The 20278-nt window shown below is 54.7% G+C and carries 16 protein-coding genes and 3 pseudogenes; 11 read left to right on the top strand and 8 right to left on the bottom strand.

What is annotated here, in order from left to right:
- The first annotated feature begins 280 nt into the window (after positions 1-280).
- The 3 genes and pseudogenes from istA to LRS40_RS12075 all read left to right on the top strand — a co-directional run bounded on the left by istA (position 281) and on the right by LRS40_RS12075 (position 2652).
- Positions 281-1303: an IS21-like element ISSen3 family transposase gene (istA, locus tag LRS40_RS12085; RefSeq protein ID WP_000627495.1), complete on the top strand. Its 1023-nt coding sequence runs from the start codon at positions 281-283 to the stop codon at positions 1301-1303.
- Positions 1300-2083 (top strand): annotated as a pseudogene (gene istB / locus LRS40_RS12080) (IS21-like element ISSen3 family helper ATPase IstB). Before istA ends, istB begins: the two are co-directional and overlap by 4 nt.
- Positions 2084-2196: 113 nt before the next feature.
- Positions 2197-2652, top strand: a complete 456-nt coding sequence (locus LRS40_RS12075) for a hypothetical protein (protein ID WP_231313886.1) — start codon at positions 2197-2199, stop codon at positions 2650-2652.
- Between the two features lie 333 nt (positions 2653-2985).
- Here the strand turns inward: LRS40_RS12075 and LRS40_RS12070 are convergent, their stop codons facing one another.
- Together LRS40_RS12070 and LRS40_RS24685 are read right to left on the bottom strand one after the other, a co-directional pair.
- Entirely contained in the window at positions 2986-3729 is a 744-nt protein-coding gene (locus LRS40_RS12070) for a 3'-5' exonuclease (protein WP_231313779.1), read from the bottom strand.
- A 210-nt stretch (positions 3730-3939) separates the two neighbouring features.
- Positions 3940-4194 (bottom strand): annotated as a pseudogene (locus tag LRS40_RS24685) (UvrD-helicase domain-containing protein); the annotation flags it as partial.
- Between the two features lie 49 nt (positions 4195-4243).
- Here LRS40_RS24685 and LRS40_RS12060 point away from each other — a divergent pair.
- The 8 genes and pseudogenes from LRS40_RS12060 to emrB all read left to right on the top strand — a co-directional run bounded on the left by LRS40_RS12060 (position 4244) and on the right by emrB (position 13537).
- Positions 4244-4931: pseudogene (locus tag LRS40_RS12060) on the top strand (IS1 family transposase).
- A 296-nt stretch (positions 4932-5227) separates the two neighbouring features.
- On the top strand, positions 5228-6430 hold the full coding sequence (gene proV / locus LRS40_RS12055) for a glycine betaine/L-proline ABC transporter ATP-binding protein ProV (protein ID WP_142486875.1): 1203 nt from the start codon (positions 5228-5230) through the stop codon (positions 6428-6430).
- Entirely contained in the window at positions 6423-7496 is a 1074-nt protein-coding gene (gene proW, locus LRS40_RS12050) for a glycine betaine/L-proline ABC transporter permease ProW (RefSeq protein WP_142486876.1), read from the top strand. Before proV ends, proW begins: the two co-directional genes overlap by 8 nt.
- A 9-nt stretch (positions 7497-7505) precedes the next feature.
- Entirely contained in the window at positions 7506-8501 is a 996-nt protein-coding gene (gene proX / locus LRS40_RS12045) for a glycine betaine/L-proline ABC transporter substrate-binding protein ProX (RefSeq protein WP_231313778.1), read from the top strand.
- Positions 8502-8645: 144 nt separating this feature from the next.
- Positions 8646-9830, top strand: a complete 1185-nt coding sequence (locus tag LRS40_RS12040) for an MFS transporter (RefSeq protein WP_231313777.1) — start codon at positions 8646-8648, stop codon at positions 9828-9830.
- Between the two features lie 311 nt (positions 9831-10141).
- Positions 10142-10672, top strand: coding sequence for a transcriptional repressor MprA (gene mprA, locus LRS40_RS12035; RefSeq protein WP_032613564.1), 531 nt, complete (start codon positions 10142-10144; stop codon positions 10670-10672).
- Positions 10673-10797: 125 nt separating this feature from the next.
- The gene (gene emrA / locus LRS40_RS12030; protein WP_142486878.1) at positions 10798-11973 is read left to right on the top strand and encodes a multidrug efflux MFS transporter periplasmic adaptor subunit EmrA; all 1176 of its coding nucleotides are present in this window, start codon (positions 10798-10800) and stop codon (positions 11971-11973) included.
- Between the two features lie 16 nt (positions 11974-11989).
- Positions 11990-13537, top strand: coding sequence for a multidrug efflux MFS transporter permease subunit EmrB (gene emrB / locus LRS40_RS12025; RefSeq protein WP_142486879.1), 1548 nt, complete (start codon positions 11990-11992; stop codon positions 13535-13537).
- Positions 13538-13597: 60 nt separating this feature from the next.
- Here emrB and LRS40_RS12020 read toward each other — a convergent pair whose 3' ends face one another.
- From LRS40_RS12020 to yqaB, 6 genes are all read right to left on the bottom strand, one after another.
- Positions 13598-16318 carry an FKBP-type peptidyl-prolyl cis-trans isomerase N-terminal domain-containing protein gene (locus tag LRS40_RS12020; protein ID WP_231313776.1) on the bottom strand — a complete coding sequence of 907 codons (2721 nt, stop codon included), beginning with the start codon at positions 16316-16318 and terminating at the stop codon, positions 13598-13600.
- Between the two features lie 74 nt (positions 16319-16392).
- The gene (locus LRS40_RS12015) at positions 16393-16761 is read right to left on the bottom strand and encodes a hypothetical protein (protein ID WP_231313775.1); all 369 of its coding nucleotides are present in this window, start codon (positions 16759-16761) and stop codon (positions 16393-16395) included.
- Between the two features lie 228 nt (positions 16762-16989).
- Complete coding sequence (luxS, locus tag LRS40_RS12010; RefSeq protein WP_142486882.1) at positions 16990-17505, bottom strand: S-ribosylhomocysteine lyase; 516 nt, start codon at positions 17503-17505, stop codon at positions 16990-16992.
- Between the two features lie 152 nt (positions 17506-17657).
- Positions 17658-19202, bottom strand: a complete 1545-nt coding sequence (gshA, locus tag LRS40_RS12005) for a glutamate--cysteine ligase (protein ID WP_142486883.1) — start codon at positions 19200-19202, stop codon at positions 17658-17660.
- 71 nt (positions 19203-19273) lie between these two features.
- Positions 19274-19702: a YqaA family protein gene (locus LRS40_RS12000; protein WP_142486884.1), complete on the bottom strand. Its 429-nt coding sequence runs from the start codon at positions 19700-19702 to the stop codon at positions 19274-19276.
- Positions 19699-20265: a fructose-1-phosphate/6-phosphogluconate phosphatase gene (gene yqaB, locus LRS40_RS11995; protein WP_231313774.1), complete on the bottom strand. Its 567-nt coding sequence runs from the start codon at positions 20263-20265 to the stop codon at positions 19699-19701. The genes LRS40_RS12000 and yqaB overlap by 4 nt, the downstream gene beginning before the upstream one ends.
- Between the last annotated feature and the right edge of the window lie 13 nt (positions 20266-20278).

Below are 20278 nucleotides of genomic sequence, written 5' to 3'. Positions count from 1 at the left end.
TAAAGTGACTGCGTTGCGGCACATCCGCAATCGGGTGTAGGAACCCGTATTCTACATAGCGATATTTATATGTCGCGGCAGTGCGTATCCCGTTAAAATCGCGGTGGCGCTGGCGGAGCAGCCGAAAGGCTGGCCGTTTTCTATGTGGGCGGTATTCCTACCTCCGTCAGCGCTACCCCCCGAGCGTAGGAACTTGTTACCAACGGTGCAAAACTGATCCACCCCAGCGGTTGAAAATTGATCCAGGGGTTAATCTGCTCCTCTGAATACAGGGGAGCTTATGATCACTTTTGAGATTCGTATGGAAATTAAAGTCCTGCACAAGCGGGGAATGAGTATCCGGGCCATTGCCAGGGAGCTGGGTATTTCGCGCAATACTGTCCGCAGCCACCTGAAAGCCAAATCTGAAAAGCCGCAGTATTCACCACGCCCGGCACCATCATCACTGCTCGATGAATACCGTGATTACATCTCTAAGCGGATCAGCGATGCGCATCCCTACAAAATCCCGGCGACCGTTATTGCCAGGGAAATCATGGAGCTGGGCTATCGTGGAGGGCTTACTATCCTGAGAGAGTTCATCCGTAAACAGACCCTGCCAGCACAGGCAGAACCGGTCGTTCGCTTCGAAACCGAGCCCGGACGGCAGATGCAGGTTGACTGGGGGACCATGCGAAACGGCAAGTCACCCCTGCATGTGTTCGTCGCTGTTCTGGGATACAGCAGAATGCTTTACATCGAGTTCACCGACAACATGCGCTACGACACGCTGGAAGCCTGTCACCGCAATGCGTTCAGCTTCTTCGGCGGTGTACCGCAGGAAGTCCTGTACGACAATATGAAAACGGTGGTGCTGCAGCGTGATGCTTACCAGACCGGGCAGCACCGGTTCCATCCTTCCCTGTGGCAGTTCGGCAAAGAGATGGGCTTCTCTCCCCGCCTGTGCCGTCCCTTCAGGGCGCAGACTAAAGGCAAGGTGGAGAGGATGGTGCAGTACGCCCGCAACAGCTTCTATATCCCGTTAATGACACGCCTGCGTCCGATGGGGATCACCGTCGATGTTGAAACCGCAAACCGTTACGGCCTGCGCTGGCTGTACGATGTGGCCAATCAACGTAAGCATGAAACTATCCAGACCCGCCCCTGCGATCGCTGGGTGGAGGAACAGCAATCCATGCTGGCACTGCCACCGGAGAAAAAACAGTATGACGTGCAGGTTGATGAAAGCCTGATGACCTTCGACAGGCAGCCGTTGCATCATCCGCTCTCCATCTATGACACGTTCTGCAGAGGAGCCGCATGATGGTCGAACTGCAACATCAACGGCTGATGGTGCTTGCCGAACAGCTCCAGCTGGACAGTCTTATCGGCGCAGCGCCGGCGCTGTCGCAACAGGCGGTGGATCAGGAATGGAGCTACATGGACTTCCTGGAGCACCTGTTACATGAGGAGAAACTGGCCCGGCATCAGCGTAAACAGGCGATGTACACGCGGATGGCAGCCTTCCCGGCGGTAAAGACGTTCGAGGAGTACGACTTCACCTTCGCCACCGGCGCTCCTCAGAAGCAAATCCAGTCGCTGCGATCCCTGAGCTTCATAGAGCGTAATGAAAACATCGTGTTGCTGGGGCCATCGGGCGTGGGAAAAAACGCATCTGGCGATAGCCATGGGCTACGAAGCAGTACGGGCGGGCATCAAGGTTCGCTTCACAACAGCAGCGGACCTGCTGCTACAGCTGTCCACTTCACAGCGTCAGGGCCGTTACAAAACGACTCTCAATCGTGGTGTCATGGCCCCGAAGCTGCTTATCATCGATGAAATAGGTTATCTGCCGTTCAGTCAGGAGGAAGCCAAGCTGTTCTTCCAGGTCATCGCCAAACGTTACGAGAAGAGCGCGATGATCCTGACCTCCAACCTGCCGTTCGGGCAGTGGGATCAGACGTTCGCTGGTGATGCAGCGCTGACATCGGCGATGCTGGACCGGATCTTACATCACTCACACGTCGTGCAAATAAAAGGGGAAAGCTATCGACTGAAGCAGAAACGAAAGGCCGGGGTTATCGCTGAAGCTAATCCTGAGTAAACAAGGTGGATCAATATTAAACCGTTGGTGGTGGCGGTAAGTGGATCACTTTTTACCCGTTGTTGACAGAACTCACTGGGTAGTTAATTGGACTACACGTAGAGGATGTCATGATGACTACTATTTCAACCCTGACTTACCCGCAATCTGACGAACAGGTTATTCCCGCTTCCCTGACTACGCCGCTTTCTGCGGCTGCCGATCTCTTCGAGGTCGCCGATCGCTGCGCCGCGCTGGTGAGCGTATTGATCGAAACCAACGACAGAGCATCCCGCACTGCGCTCTGTGAAGGTCTGCTGCACGCGCTGCGCCAGTTGAGTGAACGCTGTGATGCCGAACTCCCGCCGCACCTTATCGCCCAGTTAATCCAGGGGGAAACGCTCACCTCCTGTATGCCGGACTGCTGGCAGGAAACTGCTCCCCAGGTGGATTATGCGCTGGCTCTGGTTCAGGCAATTCTGGGTGGAACCTTGCCCGCAAGTGTCGAAAAAGAACTGGCGGGACTGCTGCACGATCTGGTCTGGCTGATTAATGAGTTTGTGAAGGAGCCGTATATTACGGTGCATTGAGTGCGGCTGGACGTCGGTTAAGGCTTTCTAATCGAAGATGGTGAAGGGGCTGTGGCAGGCCCCTTAATGCGTTTGAGAATGAGGTTAGGGCTGAGGGGCTGGTGTTCGGTTTTTTATATGCTTGCAGTATTGGTTGTTGCATATGAGAAACAATGAATGTCTGTTAAGAGCGAGTAGCAGAGGTTCGAAGCTCATCAATTCCGAAGGTAAATAAATGATATTTAAGTATATTAATCAATGGTAATCAAGACAGTAACAATTAAAAAAGCCGCCATCCAAGAGGAATGGCGGATAAAAACCGGACGATGAGTCCAGAGTTGCGTTTAATCCGGTTCAGGTAGGACCAATAACGGCATGATTAATCCGTTCCTGAAAACCAGCGCTAATAAGATTCTCTTTTAATTCTTTTAGACATGCTTGTGGCACAGCGAGCCAAAATAAGTTCTTGGCTCTAGTGATTGCGACATAACCAATCCGGCCTTCTTCCTCACCTGTACCTGAAAGCAATGCTTCTATATGAGGTTTCTTTGCCAAGTACATAACTGCGCCGATAGACTCCCCCTTGACCTGGTGTACTGTCTCTACTCTGAATCCGGGTGCATGAGTAACAGATGCATTGGCCAATGGCAGATCCGATAGTGACGTTTTCTTCAGTTTGGTGCCAAGCGTGCCAGAGATTTTATATCCATACTGTTTTTCAATCTCTGCGAGAAGCACTTTGACATTCGCTAATAGCTTGCTGTGCCAGTCTGTTTTCGCTATCAGAGCAGACGAGGGAAGCCCTAACTCTGCGCTGCGACTGAAACGCCATAGAAGTCGTCTCAGCCCACTCATTCCATTTACATGTGATAGTCCCTGAAGTACTGAACTTAGCCCATGGGGTGCATTGCCCAGTAATCCAATAATTGCCCTACAGACCAGTTTAAAGCAGCCATGGTAGTTACCATGTTGATCTCGTAACAAACATGCTTCAGCTAAGACTTTGACCGTACCTTGTCCTGGCGAGGAGGCTCTACCCGCAATTTTTTCGGCTCTCTCAGCCCCGCGACAAAGAATCACTGAATCCTGAACCTGCATGCCTAACTCATCAATATGAGCCTTGAATGCTTCAGTTAATGTGGGCAGTTCAGATTCCTTGTATCCGATGAAAAATGCGCCAACTTTTTCGTTCTGCCGGTCAGGCTCGTCATTACGGCCGCAGAGAGAATTGGCGACATTAATGATTGGCGGCAGGCAACGATAGTTGCGAGTAAGCTTGTAGCCGGTTACCTCAGCACGATTCTCGTAGCTATTCAGGAACTCTCCGTCAGCACCAGCGAAGCCATAAATCCCTTGGTTTATATCTCCGATAAGAGTTACTTGTGTCCCTGCACCTATTAATAATTCTAAGATTTCCTGATGTACTGTACCTAAATCTTGGGATTCATCGACAAGTATTTGCGGGTAGCGAGCTGCTAGCGCACGCAGTACGGCTGGTTGTGAGACTAGAGTCTTATAAACCCAATACCGGCCAAGATCATGAGTGTAAGCGCCTGCGGTAATGGTGCCAACTTACTGATTTAGTGTACGATGGTGTTTTTGAGGTGCTCCCGTGGCTTCCATCTCCATCAGTTGTCCCTCCTGCTCAGCTACTGAAGGCGTGGTGCGTAACGGTAAAAGTACTGCCGGACATCAGCGCTATCTCTGCTCTCACTGCCGTAAAACATGGCAGCTACAGTTCACTTACACCGCCTCTCAGCCCGGTACACACCAGAAAATCATTGATATGGCCATGAATGGTGTTGGATGCCGGGCAACCGCCCGCATTATGGGCGTTGGCCTCAACACGATTTTACGTCACTTAAAAAACTCAGGCCGCAGTCGGTAACCTCGCGCATACAGCCGGGCAGTGATGTGATTGTCTGCGCTGAAATGGACGAACAGTGGGGCTACGTCGGTGCTAAATCACGTCAGCGCTGGCTGTTTTACGCGTATGACAGGATACGGAGGACGGTTGTGGCGCTGAACGCACTCTGGCCACACTGGAGCGTCTTCTGAGCCTGCTGTCGGCCTTTGAGGTCGTGGTATGGATGACGGATGGCTGGCCGCTGTATGAATCCCGCCTGAAGGGAAAGCTGCACGTAATCAGCAAGCGTTACACTCAGCGAATTGAGCGGCATAACCTGAATCTGAGACAACATCTGGCAAGGCTGGGACGGAAGTCACTGTCGTTCTCAAAATCGGTGGAGCTGCATGACAAGGTCATCGGGCATTATCTGAACATAAAACACTATCAGTAAGTTGGAGTCATTACCCTATTTCCCTGCCCTTACCGGCGTCATTCCCCTGTCATATTCCTGTGCATTTTTGTTTTCGCTCCGCGAATTTCGCCATAATAAGACATTTCTCAAGAAAAATTCATATCGCGCTCAGCCCTTATCTCATGGGAAATTGCGCCGATTCGCGCGCGGCAAAAATCATGCCACAAGCCAATCCAGGGTTGTCTCAGATTCTGAGTATGTTAGGGTATGGCCGGTTAATTATATTCACTGGTAATGATATCGACATAAATAAATAACGGGGCATTCTTTATTGCATGGCAATTAAATTAGAAGTTAAAAATCTTTATAAGGTATTTGGCGAGCACCCGCAGCGCGCATTCAAATATATTGAAAAAGGACTTTCAAAAGAACATATTCTGGAAAAAACCGGGCTGTCGCTTGGCGTTAAAGACGCCAGTCTGGCCATTGAAGAAGGCGAGATTTTCGTCATCATGGGGTTATCCGGTTCGGGTAAATCCACTATGGTTCGCCTTCTCAATCGCCTGATTGAACCCACCCGCGGACAGGTGCTGATTGATGGCGTGGATATCGCCAAAATATCGGACGCCGAGCTCCGCGAGGTGCGCAGAAAAAAGATCGCGATGGTGTTTCAGTCGTTCGCTCTGATGCCGCATATGACGGTATTAGATAACACCGCCTTTGGTATGGAATTAGCCGGCGTTGCGGCCAATGAGCGCCAGGAAAAAGCGCTGGATGCGCTGCGTCAGGTGGGGCTGGAAAATTACGCTCACGCCTACCCGGATGAACTTTCCGGCGGGATGCGTCAGCGCGTAGGATTAGCCCGCGCATTAGCGATCAACCCCGATATATTATTAATGGACGAAGCCTTCTCGGCGCTCGATCCCTTAATTCGTACCGAGATGCAGGATGAGCTGGTAAAACTGCAGTCGCGGCATCAGCGCACCATTGTCTTTATTTCCCATGACCTCGATGAAGCCATGCGAATTGGCGATCGTATTGCCATTATGCAAAACGGCGAAGTGGTGCAGGTGGGAACCCCGGATGAAATTCTCAATAATCCGGCGAATGATTATGTGCGTACCTTCTTCCGCGGCGTGGATATTAGCCAGGTGTTCAGCGCCAAAGATATTGCCCGCCGAACGCCGAACGGCATTATCCGTAAAACGCCAGGCTTCGGCCCGCGATCGGCGCTCAAACTGCTGCAGGATGAAGACCGCGAATACGGTTATCTGGTTGAACGCGGTAATAAATTTGTAGGTGTTGTCTCCATCGACTCCCTGAAAACCGCGCTTAGCGAAAACGCAGGAATCGATGCGGCGTTAATTGACGCTCCGCTTGCCGTGGATGCCGAAACGCCGCTCAGCGAGCTGCTCTCCCATGTCGGTCAGGCGCCCTGCGCGGTACCGGTAGTCGGAGAGGAACAACAGTACGTCGGCATCATCTCAAAACGCATGTTGCTGCAGGCTTTAGATCGCGAGGGGGCAAACAATGGCTGATCAATCTAACCCGTGGGGCACCACTGAGGCCGCCGACAGCGCGGCACAATCCGCCGACGCGTGGGGTACCGCTCCGGCGACGGCTCCTGCGGACGGCGGCAGTGCCGACTGGCTGACCAGCGCCCCGGCGCCGGCGCCAGAACATTTCAATATTATGGATCCGTTCCATAAAACCCTTATCCCGCTCGACAGCTGGGTGACAGAGGGGATCGACTGGGTGGTGACGCACTTTCGCCCGGTGTTTCAGGGGATCCGCGTCCCGGTGGATTATATCCTTAACGGCTTCCAGCAGCTGATGCTGGGCATGCCGGCCCCGGTCGCTATCGTGCTGTTCTCGCTGATTGCCTGGCAGTTTGGCAGCGCGGGGATGGGCATCGCGACCCTGATCTCGCTGATCCTGATCGGTGCGATCGGTGCCTGGTCGCAGGCGATGATCACCCTGGCGCTGGTGCTAACCGCCCTGCTCTTCTGCGTGGTGATTGGCCTGCCGATGGGGATCTGGCTGGCGCGCAGTCCGCGGGCGGCCAAAATTATCCGGCCGCTTTTGGATGCGATGCAGACCACCCCGGCGTTTGTCTATCTGGTGCCTATCGTGATGCTGTTTGGCATCGGTAACGTGCCGGGCGTGGTGGTGACCATTATCTTCGCCCTGCCGCCGATTGTGCGTCTGACCATTCTGGGAATCAACCAGGTACCCGCCGATCTGATCGAAGCCTCGCGCTCGTTTGGCGCCAGCCCGCGCCAGATGCTGTTCAAAGTGCAGCTGCCGCTGGCGATGCCGACCATTATGGCCGGTGTGAACCAGACCCTGATGCTGGCCCTGTCGATGGTGGTGATCGCCTCGATGATCGCCGTAGGGGGTCTTGGTCAGATGGTGCTGCGCGGGATTGGTCGTCTCGATATGGGACTCGCCACCGTGGGCGGCGTCGGGATCGTGATCCTCGCCATTATTCTTGACCGCCTGACCCAGGCTGTCGGTCGTGATTCACGCAGTCGCGGCAACCGTCGCTGGTACACCACCGGCCCTGTCGGGTTAATCACCCGTCCCTTCTCAAAAGCAAAATAAGGAACAACGATGCGACATAGCGTAATTTTTGCCACAGCGTTTGCCACCCTTGCCTCCACCAGCGCATTTGCTGCCGATCTGCCGGGCAAAGGCATTACCGTGCAACCGGTACAGAGCACCATCTCCGAAGAGTCGTTCCAGACCGGGCTGGTCAGCCGGGCGCTGGAAAAGCTGGGGTATACCGTCAGTAAGCCCAGCGAAGTGGATTACAACGTGGGCTATACCTCTATTGCCTCCGGCGATGCCACCTTTACGGCCGTAAACTGGCAGCCGCTGCATGACGACATGTACAGCGCGGCGGGCGGCGACAAGAAGTTCTACCGCGAAGGCACCTTTGTCTCGGGCGCGGCGCAGGGCTATCTGATCGACAAGAAAACTGCCGACCAGTACCACATCACCAATATCGAACAGCTGAAGGATCCGAAGATCGCCAAACTGTTTGATACCAACGGTGACGGCAAAGCCGACATGATGGGCTGCTCCCCGGGCTGGGGCTGCGAAGCGGTGATTAACCACCAGAACAAAGCCTTCCACCTGGCGAAAACCGTGGACGTCAGCCACGGCAACTACTCCGCAATGATGGCCGACACCATCGCCCGCTTTAAGGAAGGCAAGCCGGTTATCTATTACACCTGGACGCCGTACTGGGTGAGCGACGTGCTGAAGCCGGGTAAAGATGTGGTCTGGTTGCAGGTGCCGTTCTCCTCCCTGCCGGGCGAGCAGAAGGATATCGACACCAAGCTGCCGAACGGCATGAACTATGGCTTCCCGGTGAACACCATGCACATCGTCGCCAACAAAGCCTGGGCTGAGAAAAACCCGGCGGCGGCGAAGCTGTTCTCGGTAATGAAGCTCCCGCTGGCGGACATCAACGCCCAGAACGCGATGATGCACGCGGGCAAATCCTCTGAAGCCGATGTCCAGGGTCACGTTGACGGCTGGATCAAAGCCCACCAGCAGCAGTTTGATGCGTGGGTGAATGAGGCGCTGGCCGCGCAGAAGTAAGAGCACGCAGTGTCCCCTCATCCCGGCCGGGGTGAGGGGCCTGGATCGCACGATCCATCACTCAACATCTCCCCGCCTCCCTTATTCATCCGTTATTATGTTTTTTGAAAAAATAATCACTCAACTAATGATTTCAAAAACCTGATGACAAAATCCACTCAGGGGCTGAGCCCCGCACTTATTCTGCTGATGTCAGTGGCAACCGGTCTGGCGGTCGCCAGTAACTATTACGCCCAGCCGCTGCTGGAAACCATCGCCCGCAATTTTTCGCTCTCGGCCAGCTCGGCCGGTTTTATCGTCACCGCCGCCCAGCTGGGGTACGCCGTGGGTCTGCTGTTCCTCGTGCCGCTGGGGGATATGTTTGAACGTCGGGCGATGATTGTCTCCATGACCCTGCTGGCCGCCGGAGGGATGCTGATCACCGCCTCCAGCCAGTCGCTGGCAATGATGATCCTCGGCACCGCCCTGACGGGCCTGTTCTCGGTAGTGGCCCAGATTCTGGTCCCGCTCGCCGCCACCCTCGCCTCGCCGGAAAAACGCGGTAAGGTGGTGGGGACCATTATGAGCGGCCTGCTGCTGGGGATTTTGCTGGCGCGCACCGTCGCGGGCCTGCTGGCGGGCATCGGCGGCTGGCGCACCGTGTACTGGGTGGCGTCGGTGCTGATGGTGGTAATGGCTCTCGCCCTGTGGCGCGGCCTGCCGAAGGTGAAGTCAGAAACCCATCTCAACTACCCTCAGCTGCTGGGGTCCGTTTTCAGCCTGTTCACGCACGATAAACTGCTGCGTACCCGGGCGCTGCTGGGCTGTTTCACCTTTGCTAACTTCAGCATCCTCTGGACCTCAATGGCCTTCCTGCTGGCCTCCCCGCCGTTTAACTATTCTGAGGGGATGATCGGCCTGTTCGGCCTGGCCGGCGCCGCAGGCGCGCTGGGCGCACGACCTGCGGGTGGCCTGGCGGATAAGGGTAAATCGCATCTCACCACCACCGTCGGGCTGGTGATGCTCCTGCTCTCCTGGGCAGCGATCTGGTACGGGCATGTCTCGGTGCTGGCGCTGATTGTCGGCATTCTGGTGCTCGACCTTACCGTGCAGGGGGTGCATATCACCAATCAGACCGTGATCTACCGCGTTAAGCCGGACGCCCGTAACCGTCTGACGGCCGGGTACATGACCAGCTACTTTATCGGCGGTGCCGCCGGGTCACTGATCTCGGCGTACGCGTGGCAGCATGCCGGCTGGGCAGGCGTGTGTGCGGTTGGGACGGTGATGGCGCTGGTTAACCTGCTGGCCTGGTGGCGCGGCTACCATCGCCAGGAGGCAATTCAATAAGGTTTACATAAGTTTGGGGCTCCTCAGGGTGTTAAGGAGCCCCTCAGTCTGTTATGGTGGCGTAATCATTTATTCCGGAAATTTTTATGTGGGTAATATATTAGAATACCGCATGAATAGCTTACGCCCGAAGACCCATCCCCGTTTTGCCAGTGCCATCCCCTCTTTTCTGTGCTTACCGGGTCACGGATCTACCCGGCTCTTGATGACGGTGAAATTTGTCTAATGGATTTTAGCCGCACAAATAATTCATTTACATTATTTGTCACTGTTGTTACTATATCGGCTGTAATTAATGAGGTTATGCCCAAATGGATAGTTCGTTTACGCCCATTGAACAAATGCTTAAATTTCGCGCCAGTCGCTATGCAGATTTCCCGTATCAGGAGATCCTGCTGACCCGTCTCTGCATGCATATGCAGGGCAAGCTGCTGGAAAATCGCAATAAAATGCTGAAAGCTCAAGGGATTAACGAGACGTTATTTATGGCGTTGATTACGCTGGAGTCTCAGGAGAATCACAGCATCCAGCCTTCCGAGCTGAGCTGCGCCCTGGGTTCGTCTCGTACCAATGCAACCCGTATTGCCGATGAGCTGGAAAAACGCGGCTGGATCGAACGCCGTGAAAGCGACAATGACCGTCGCTGTCTGCACCTGCAACTGACCGAGAAAGGTCACGAATTCCTGCGCGAGGTGCTTCCACCTCAGCACAACTGTCTGCATCAACTCTGGTCGTCTTTAAGCGGTACCGAGAAAGAGCAGCTCGAGCATATCACCCGCAAGCTTCTCACCCGTCTGGACCAGATGGATGAAGACGGCGCTGTTCTTGAGGCGCTGCGCTAACGCGACGACACGCTCCAAAAATCCAGATTCATAAGAAAACCGACAGGCCAGCACATCATAGTGCTGGCCTTTCTGATAACAGGTCGGCTCAGCCGATGTGAAATAATAAGATCGTGGAGAAAATCATGAGCGCAAATGCGGAGAACACAACCCCGCAGCAACCGGTCAACAACAAGAAAGGCAAACGCAAGCGCGCCCTTCTGCTGCTGACCTTGCTCTTTATTATCATTGCCGTGGCATATGGGATCTATTGGTTTTTAGTACTGCGTCATAGTGAAGAGACGGATGATGCGTACGTGGCAGGGAACCAGGTTCAGATTATGGCGCAGGTGTCGGGCAGCGTGACGAAAGTCTGGGCTGACAATACCGACTTTGTGCAAAAAGGCGACGTGCTGGTGACGCTGGATCCGACCGATGCCCAGCAGGCGTTTGAAAAAGCGCAGACCGGGCTGGCCTCGAGCGTACGTCAGACCCGCCAGCAGATGATCAACAGCAAGCAGCTGCAGGCCAACATCACCGTGCAGAAGACCGCCCTCGCCCAGGCGCAGAGCGACTTTAATCGCCGCGTTCCGCTCGGCACCGCCAATCTGATTGGCCGTGAAGAGCTGCAACATGCCCGCGATGCGGTGGCCAGCGCGCAGGCCCAGCTTGATGTCGCCATCCAGCAGTACAACGCCAACCAGGCGGTGGTGCTGGACACGACCCTCGATCAACAACCTGCGGTGAAACAGGCGGCGACCGAAGTACGCAACGCCTGGCTGGCCCTGGAGCGAACCAAAATTGTCAGCCCGATGACCGGTTACGTATCCCGTCGCTCGGTGCAGCCTGGCGCGCAGATTAGCTCCTCAACCCCGCTGATGGCGGTGGTGCCAGCAACTAACCTGTGGGTGGATGCTAACTTCAAAGAGACGCAGCTGGCGCATATGCGTATCGGCCAGAGCGCGACGGTGGTCAGTGATATCTACGGCGACGAGGTGAAATACACCGGTAAAGTTGTCGGCCTGGATATGGGTACCGGTAGCGCCTTCTCCCTGCTGCCTGCCCAGAACGCCACCGGGAACTGGATCAAAGTGGTTCAGCGTCTGCCGGTGCGTATTGAGCTGGATGAGAAACAGCTGGCGGACCATCCGCTGCGTATTGGCCTCTCCACGCTGGTGACGGTCGATACCTCCAACCGCGACGGTCAGATGCTGGCAAACCAGGCGCGTTCTAACCCGGCCTACGAAAGTAATGCCCGCGAGATCAGCCTTGAGCCGGTGAATAAGCTGATCGATGAGATCGTGAAGGCAAACGCCGGTTAATCCGAAGGTGAGCGTTATGCAGCAGCAAAAACCGCAAAAACCGTTGGAAGGCGCGCAGCTGGTCATCATGACCATTGCGCTGTCGCTGGCGACATTCATGCAGGTGCTGGACTCCACCATCGCGAACGTGGCGATCCCGACCATCGCCGGGAACCTTGGCTCATCCCTGAGCCAGGGGACATGGGTGATCACCTCGTTTGGGGTGGCGAATGCCATCTCCATCCCGATTACCGGCTGGCTGGCAAAGCGCGTCGGGGAAGTAAAACTCTTCCTCTGGTCGACCATCGCCTTTGTTATTGCCTCCTGGGCGTGCGGGATGTCCAGCAGCCTGACCATGCTGATCTTCTTCCGCGTGATCCAGGGGATTGTCGCCGGACCGCTGATCCCGCTGTCGCAAAGTCTGCTCCTCAACAACTACCCGCCGGCCAAACGCTCCATCGCGCTGGCGCTGTGGTCGATGACGGTGATCGTCGCCCCGATCTGCGGCCCGATTCTGGGCGGCTATATCAGCGATAACTACCACTGGGGCTGGATCTTCTTTATCAACGTGCCGATTGGCGCGGTGGTGGTATTGCTGACCCTGCAGTCGCTGCGCGGCCGCGAAACCCGCACCGAACAACGGCGTATTGATGGCGTGGGGCTGGCGCTGCTGGTGCTGGGCATCGGCAGCCTGCAGATCATGCTCGACCGCGGGAAAGAGCTGGACTGGTTCGCCTCGCAGGAGATCATCGTCCTGACGGTCGTGGCGGTGGTGGCGCTAAGCTTCCTGATTGTCTGGGAGCTGACGGATGACAACCCGATAGTCGATTTATCGCTGTTTAAGTCGCGCAACTTCACCATAGGCTGTTTGTGTATCAGCCTTGCCTACATGCTCTACTTCGGCGCTATCGTTCTGCTGCCGCAGCTGTTGCAGGAGGTATATGGCTATACCGCCACCTGGGCGGGGCTGGCGTCAGCGCCAGTCGGGGTGATCCCGGTCCTGCTGTCGCCGATCATCGGCCGCTTTGCCCATAAGCTGGATATGCGTCGGCTGGTGACCTTCAGCTTCATTATGTATGCGGTGTGCTTCTACTGGCGCGCCTATACCTTTGAGCCGGGCATGGACTTTGGTGCCTCCGCGTGGCCGCAGTTCATTCAGGGCTTTGCGGTAGCCTGCTTCTTTATGCCACTGACCACCATCACCCTCTCCGGCCTGCCGCCGGAACGGATGGCGGCGGCCTCCAGTCTGTCGAACTTTATGCGTACCCTGGCGGGCTCCATCGGTACCTCGATGACCACCACCATGTGGACCAACCGCGAGTCGCTGCACCATGCGCAGCTGACTGAATCGGTGAACGTGTTCAATCCGCAGGCGCAGGAGGTTTACAGCCAGCTGCAGGGGATGGGCATGACCGAGCAGCAGGCTTCGGGCTGGATAGCGCAGCAGATCACCGCGCAGGGGCTGATCATCTCGGCTAACGAGATTTTCTGGCTATCGGCGGGCGTGTTCATTGTGCTATTAGGGCTAATATGGTTCGCCAAACCGCCATTCGGCGCGGGCGGCGGAGGCGGTGGCGCCCACTAACCGGCTGAAAAGAAAAACGGATCTGCATGCAGATCCGTTTTTTTATGGTAGCGATTAAGCTTACTTAATGCCGATAATTTTAATCGTAATGATCGAGACCGTGCCTGGCGGTACAAAACCGGGAACGCCCGCTTCACCGTAGGCCTGCTTCGCAGGAATATGCAGTTTTGCCTCCCCGCCCAGCCCGAGCTTTTTCACTACCGTCTGGAACAGCGGCGGTAAGTCTTTAACTCGGCTGGCGCGAACCTCTTTACTGGACATCACTTTTCCGGTGCCCAACACCTCATCAATTTCGGTAATGATCTCATTCTTGCCCGTAACCAGAGGTGCTTCACCCTGCTGAATCACCCGGTAGATGGCGCCATCCGGCAGTCGCTTGGCCCCCTTCTCATTCGCCGCCTTAGTCATGATCGCTTTACTCTGCTTTTCATTTTCGCTTTGCGTCGCGACAAACTGCTTTTTCTGTACCTGGTCCAGCGCGGCCAGCTCCTTCGAAAGCGCAGCGGGTGTCAGCTGGAGCTTATTGTTTACCTTATCGTCAAAGCCCTGCATAAAGGCGTTGAGATCGAGCTTTTTGTTCAGCCCGTCGAGCTTGCTCTTCTCACGCCCTGCCGCATCGCCATACCAGGTGCCAATGGCGTAGCTGGTCAGGGTATCTTTTGCCGCAGCTTTATCGATCTTCATCCGCTGCTTATCCGCGCCCTCTTTTGCTGGTGCAGACTGGCTCTCTTTCAGCTTCTGGTTTTCGGCTGTCAGCGTTGCCAGAGAGGCGCTTTGTGTTTTCTGCTGCTCCTCAAGCGAGGCTTTTTGCGTCTGGAGCAGAGCCAGCTGCTTTTTCAGCTCCGCCGTCTCTTTCCCGGCGGTAGCCAGCTGGGTGACCAGCGCACCGCTTTTGTCTTTCTCGCTGCCCACGTTATTTTTCTGAAGCGCCAACAGGGATTCCTGTGAAGCGATGACTTTTTTAGCGTCCTCCAGCTGGTTCTGGGCAATATCGACCTTGAACTTCTCGCTTTTAAGCTGTTTTTCCTGCTCGGCCATCCGGGTTTCCAGTGTGGCTTTTTGCAGGTTTAATGCCGACAGCTGGGATTTTAAGGCATCCACCTCTTTCACCGCGCCGGTGCTCTTGTCACTGCTTGTTTTGAGCGTGGCGAGCTGTGCGTCCAGCGCATTCTTTTGCGTTTGCAGATCGGCCAGGGCTTTGGTCAGGGTTGCGTTTTTCTCGCGGGTCTCTTTCAGCCCGGCCAGCTCTGTTTCCAGCGCCTTTTTCTGCGTCTGCAGGTCAGCCATCTCCTTCGCCAGCGCGGCGCTTTTCTCATTGGCCGCTTTCAGCGTGGCCAACCGGGTATCCAGCACCTTCTTCTGGGCCTGCAGGTTGGTCAGCTCTTTGGTCAGAGCCGCGTTTTTCGCAGTGGCCTCTTTCAGGGAGGCCAGCTGGGTATCGAGTGCTTTCTTCTGCGCCTGCAGGTCGGTCAGCACTTTAAGCAGCTTCTCTTTGTCGCTTCCGGCGCTGCTCTTCTGCGCGGCCAGCTGGGACTCCTGCAAGGCGATGACTTTTTTGGCGTCCTCAAGCTGGTTCTGGGCAACCTCAGACTTTATCTTTTCGCTGCTGAACACTTTTTCCTGTTCGGCCAGCCGGGTTTCCAGGGTGGCTTTTTGCAGATTCAACGCCGACAGCTGGGCTTTTAAGGCGTCGAGCTCTTTCACCGCGCCAGTGCTCTTGTCACTGCTTGTTTTGAGCGTGGCGAGCTGTGCGTCCAGCGCATTCTTTTGCGTTTGCAGATCGGCCAGCGCTTTGGTCAGGGTGGCGTTTTTCTCGCGGGTCTCTTGCAGCCCGGCCAGCTGGGTATCCAGCACCTTCTTCTGGGCCTGCAGGTCGGTCAGCTCTTTGGTCAGAGCCGCGTTTTTCGCAGTGGCTTCTTTCAGGGAGGCCAGCTGAGTATCCAGCGCTTTCTTCTGCGTCTGCAGGTCGGTCAGCTCCTGAAGCAGCTTCTCTTTGTCGCTTCCGGCGCTGCTCTTCTGCGCGGCCAGCTGGGACTCCTGCGAGGCGATAACTTTTTTGGCGTCCTCCAGCTGGTTCTGGGCAATCTCAGCCTTTGTCTTTTCGCTGCTGAACACTTTTTCCTGTTCGGCCAGCCGGGTTTCCAGGGTGACTTTTTGCAGATTCAGCGCCGACAGCTGGGCTTTTAAGGCGTCGAGCTCTTTCGCCACGTCGATAGCCTGGGCGTTGTTCGCCTTGAGAGCGCTCAACTGCGTATCCAGCGCATTTTTCTGTACCTGCAGCTCGCTCAGGGCTTTAGTCAGTTCGGCGCGTTGTACGTTGGCGTTACGCAGTTGCTCTGCCAGTTCGGCATATTTTTGTTGATCGACGCCAGCTGGCTTCGGCAACGTCGCGATAAGGCTTTCGACGGCAAGTTTTTGTGCACTGCCTTCCGGCTGTGATTTAAATCGGGCGATTGCCTGCTCCTTTTCCGCGACGCGCTCCTTCTCGTCGGCAACAGCCTGTTCCAGTAACGACTTTTCGCTTTCTACCGCGCTCAGCTGTTTATCTAATCCGGTGATGGTGGCATTAGCCTGGCGAAGCGCCTCGGTGAGGCGGGAAAGTTTGGCCTGGTCTACTGCAATGGCTTTGTCTTTTTTATCGGGCACGGCACGCGCCGACGGGCGGGCTGGCTCTGCTTTCGGCGGCGCCGCGTCCGGGGGATTCGTGTTGGCTTCTGAGGCAATGAAAGGATTGGTTGAACCGTTGCCGATAATTTTTTCGTTATTTAAACGTTCCAACAAATCCGTTCCGGCTGAAAATGCTTTTCCACCCGATAATAACAATCCGCAGTACAATGCTGCGCTAAAGTATTTATTCATAACTTATTCATTTCATTGGCACGGTTCATCATGTTGGTATAAACCGTATTACGAATCCTTACGCATACCAGCGACAGTTTTTTATTAATTTCGGTCAGCATAACTTCTGAAGCGTTGTTATCAACCAGAGATTTATTCGATTCGTAAATTTTATAGTTTTTATTAATATTATCAAATTGCTTACGATAGGACTCATATGCCGCCGGATCGAGCTTTTGCAGCGCGGAGAACTCCTGGTAGCACTGCACCTCCTGCTTGCGCTCAGCGGGCGCTTTGGCGATAGGCGTTGTAACGGGTTTAGAGCTGCAGGCAGACAGGAGAAGAGCGGAAAAAAGAATCGCGGTGCCAGTCAAATAAACTTTCATAAATCCCTCTGAATTATTATCTATTCCATGAAATATTAACGCATCTATAATTACAGTGAATGAGCGCCAACATATCATCCATAAATATAATATATATAAATAACTATCATGCGTTGATTGCAATAATAGAGAGAAAGAGAAGGATGCACAACGAGAGATAGGCTTTTAGGAATTTATAAAGAAACTAATATTACCCGGCACACTCCTTGCTGAGGGCCGGGTAATTTGCTAGATGTGCAGTTCCTGCAGTTTATCTTTAGGCAGCGCCAGCTCTTCGTTGCTGTTAACGCGAACGTCACGCTCAAGAATATGACGAGCAATTTCCTGGGCTTCTTCCAGAGAGTGCATCTGGTACGTACCGCACTGGTAAACGTTCAGCTCAGGGATCTGGTTCTGCTCTTTTACCTTGAGCACGTCTTCCATCGCAGCTTTCCACGCATCTGCGACGCGTTTCTCTTCAGGCACGCCAATCAGACTCATGTAGAAACCGGTACGGCAACCCATTGGGGAGATATCAATGATCTCAACGCCGTTGCCGTTCAGGTGATCGCGCATGAAACCGGCAAACAGGTGCTCCAGAGTGTGAATACCTTTTTCCGGCATCACTTCTTTGTTAGGTACGCAGAAGCGCAGGTCGAAAACGGTGATCGTGTCGCCGTGCGGGGTATGCATGGTCTTCGCAACGCGTACAGCTGGTGCTTCCATACGGGTATGGTCGACAGTAAAGCTATCTAATAACGGCATACGTCACCTCCGATAGTGATTTTTTTTTAAAAAAAATGAACTCTTCTTTTCAACGCGAGTCTGAGTATATGAAAGACGCGCATTTGTTATCATCATCCCTGTTCTTCAGAGATGTTATTTTGGCCACAGAGATGTGGCCTTTTTCTTTTCTGTCAGGCCTGTTTCGCCAGGAAATCGGCAAACGACTCGGTATCCGCCGCTTCAATCTCTCTCTGACGCACCACTGACGCGTCGCGCTCCGCCGCAAAATCGGCTTCGCTTAACACCTCCAGCGGCTCCTGCTGCAGCATATCGCGATACTCTGCCGCCAGCGCACGACCTGTACCGCCAATCCCCTGATCAATCATAGAACGCAGAATGCGCGCCGAGAATGTCAGCTCAGGATTATCAAAGCTTTCGACCAGCCGATCGCAAACCTGCTGATACTCTTCCCCACCGTAAACGCTGTCCAGCGTGTGGGCGACGCGCTTCAGATCGCGGAACAGATCTTTACCCACCTGCTGTAACGGGAACTGCGCCGTCTGGCAACCGATGCCCAGCGTCAGGCCAGGTTTGCGCCCTTCGAGGATCACCCGGTTCCAGTTGGTGCGGGTGCAGAGCAGTTCGTCAGCGCTCATTTCTGGCGCATCCGCCAGTACGCACCAGACCATAAACAGATCGAGGAAGCGTACCTGCTGCTCATCCACACCAATCGGTGAGAACGGGTTGATATCCAGGGAGCGCACTTCGATGTACTCAATACCGCCGCGTTGCAGAGCATCTGACGGCGTCTCGCCGCTGCGGGTGACACGTTTTGGACGGATCGGCGCGTAAAGTTCGTTCTCAATCTGCAAAACGTTAGTGTTGATTTGCAGGCGCTTACCGTCTTTCTCGAGCCCGATTTCGTCGTACGCTTCCGACGGCGTTTTGATCGCCCGCTTCAATCCTGCCACATACTCGTGCAATTCGTTAAAGGTAATTCCGAGATTGCTTTGCGACTTATTGGTATAACCCAGATCGCTGAGGCGCAGGGAGGTCGCGTACGGCAGGTAATACATGCCGCAATCGGTCTTCTCGAACGGCAACGTGGTCGGTTTGCCCTGCAGGAACGAGGAGCAAATCGCCGGCGATGCGCCGAACAGATACGGAATGACCCAGCCAAAGCGATAGTAGTTACGGATCAGGCGGAAGTAGCCCGCAGAGATCGCCTCTTTGTCCGTCTCGCCGCACTTCGCCTGCCAGAATGCCATCGGCAGTGAGAAGTTATAATGCACGCCAGAAATCGTCTGCATCAGCGCGCCGTAGCGGTTTTTCAGCCCTTCGCGATAGAGCGTTTTCAGACGACCAATATTTGACGTGCCGTACTGCGCAAGTTCAATGTCCTGGCCCTGCTCGATATAGCAAGGCATGCTGAGTGGCCACATACGCTCATCACCCAGATTGCGGGCGCTGTAGCGGTGAATATCACGCATAATTTTCAGCATGTGGTCAATATCGCCATCGACCGGGGTGATGAACTCAAGCAGCGCTTCAGCGAAATCAGTCGTGATCCACTTATGGGTCAGCGCTGAACCCAACGCCTGTGGATGGCCCGTCGTTGCAAGACTGCCATCCGCGTTAACGCGCAGCGTTTCGCGCTCAAGACCACGCTGAATACCCTTCAGAGCCTGAGGGTGGTTTTCCAGCCAGGCCAGTGCCTGTGATACGTCCGGGATCAATTCGACCTCCCGCCTGTCAAAATCATTTTATTTAGCATAATTGTAATGGTTCATGGTCACAAACAGTCCAATTAGTGCCACCACGTCATGCCCTGTAAAGTCACAACCGCCACGAGAACGTAGCGCAGCGCCTTGCCGAGGCATAAAAAAAAGAGCACGGGCCCCCAGGAGATGCGCATCCATCCCGCCAGCAGGCACAGTAAATCACCGATTACCGGCATCCAGCTTAGTAAAAGCGTGGCAGCCCCATAGCGTTTTAGCCAGCCGACTGCCTTTTCCTGCCAGCGCGATGTTTTGCGTAGCGGAAAGAATCGCCCAAGAATAACGTTAGTCAGCCCTCCAAAGCTATTACCCATTGTTGCTATTAACACGAGCAACCAGGGCTGACTTACGTCGGACAACAGCATCGCCACCAGTACCACTTCCGAATTTCCCGGCAGGAGAGTGGCGCTTAAAAAACTGCTGGCGAAGAGTGAGGTCAGTGACAGCAGGTCACTCACAGTAAGCGAACGTCCACCGCATCCATGCCGGCAGCGTGCGCTGCCTGAATGCCGAAGTCGGCATCTTCAAATACGACGCACCTGGCCGCGGGCACACCCATAAGCTCTGCGCACAGCAGAAAGGTGTCCGTGGCGGGCTTGTGGTTTTTAACATGATCGGCGGCGACAACGGCAGAAAAATAGTGGCGCAGGCCAAGATGGTTGAGCAGTGCCTCTGCGATCGCGCTCTCACTGCCCGTCCCGACCGACATCGGACGACGTCCGTGCCACTCTTTTACCACTTCAATTAATGGCAAAGGGCGCACGGTGTCTAACAGCATCGCTTTTACCGCATCGGTTTTTTCACGCGCGAGCAGATGGGGGTCGAGATCGGCCTGATTCAGTTCAATCACGGCCTGCGCAATACGCCAGGTGGGGGATCCGTTGAGGGCAATCATCGCCTGTAAGTCGAAACGCATTCCGTAACGGCCGAGGACATCAGTCCAGGCTTTACGATGCGTTGGCTCGGTGTCCAGGATGGTGCCATCCATATCGAAGATCAAACCGTCATACTGTGCGTACATCGTGCTCTCGCAG

Source organism: Leclercia sp. G3L, assembly GCF_021117075.1.
Taxonomy (GTDB): domain Bacteria; phylum Pseudomonadota; class Gammaproteobacteria; order Enterobacterales; family Enterobacteriaceae; genus Enterobacter; species Enterobacter adecarboxylatus_C.
The sequence above is the reverse complement of the archived record's forward strand: the minus strand, read 5'-3'. Positions and strand labels throughout refer to the sequence as shown.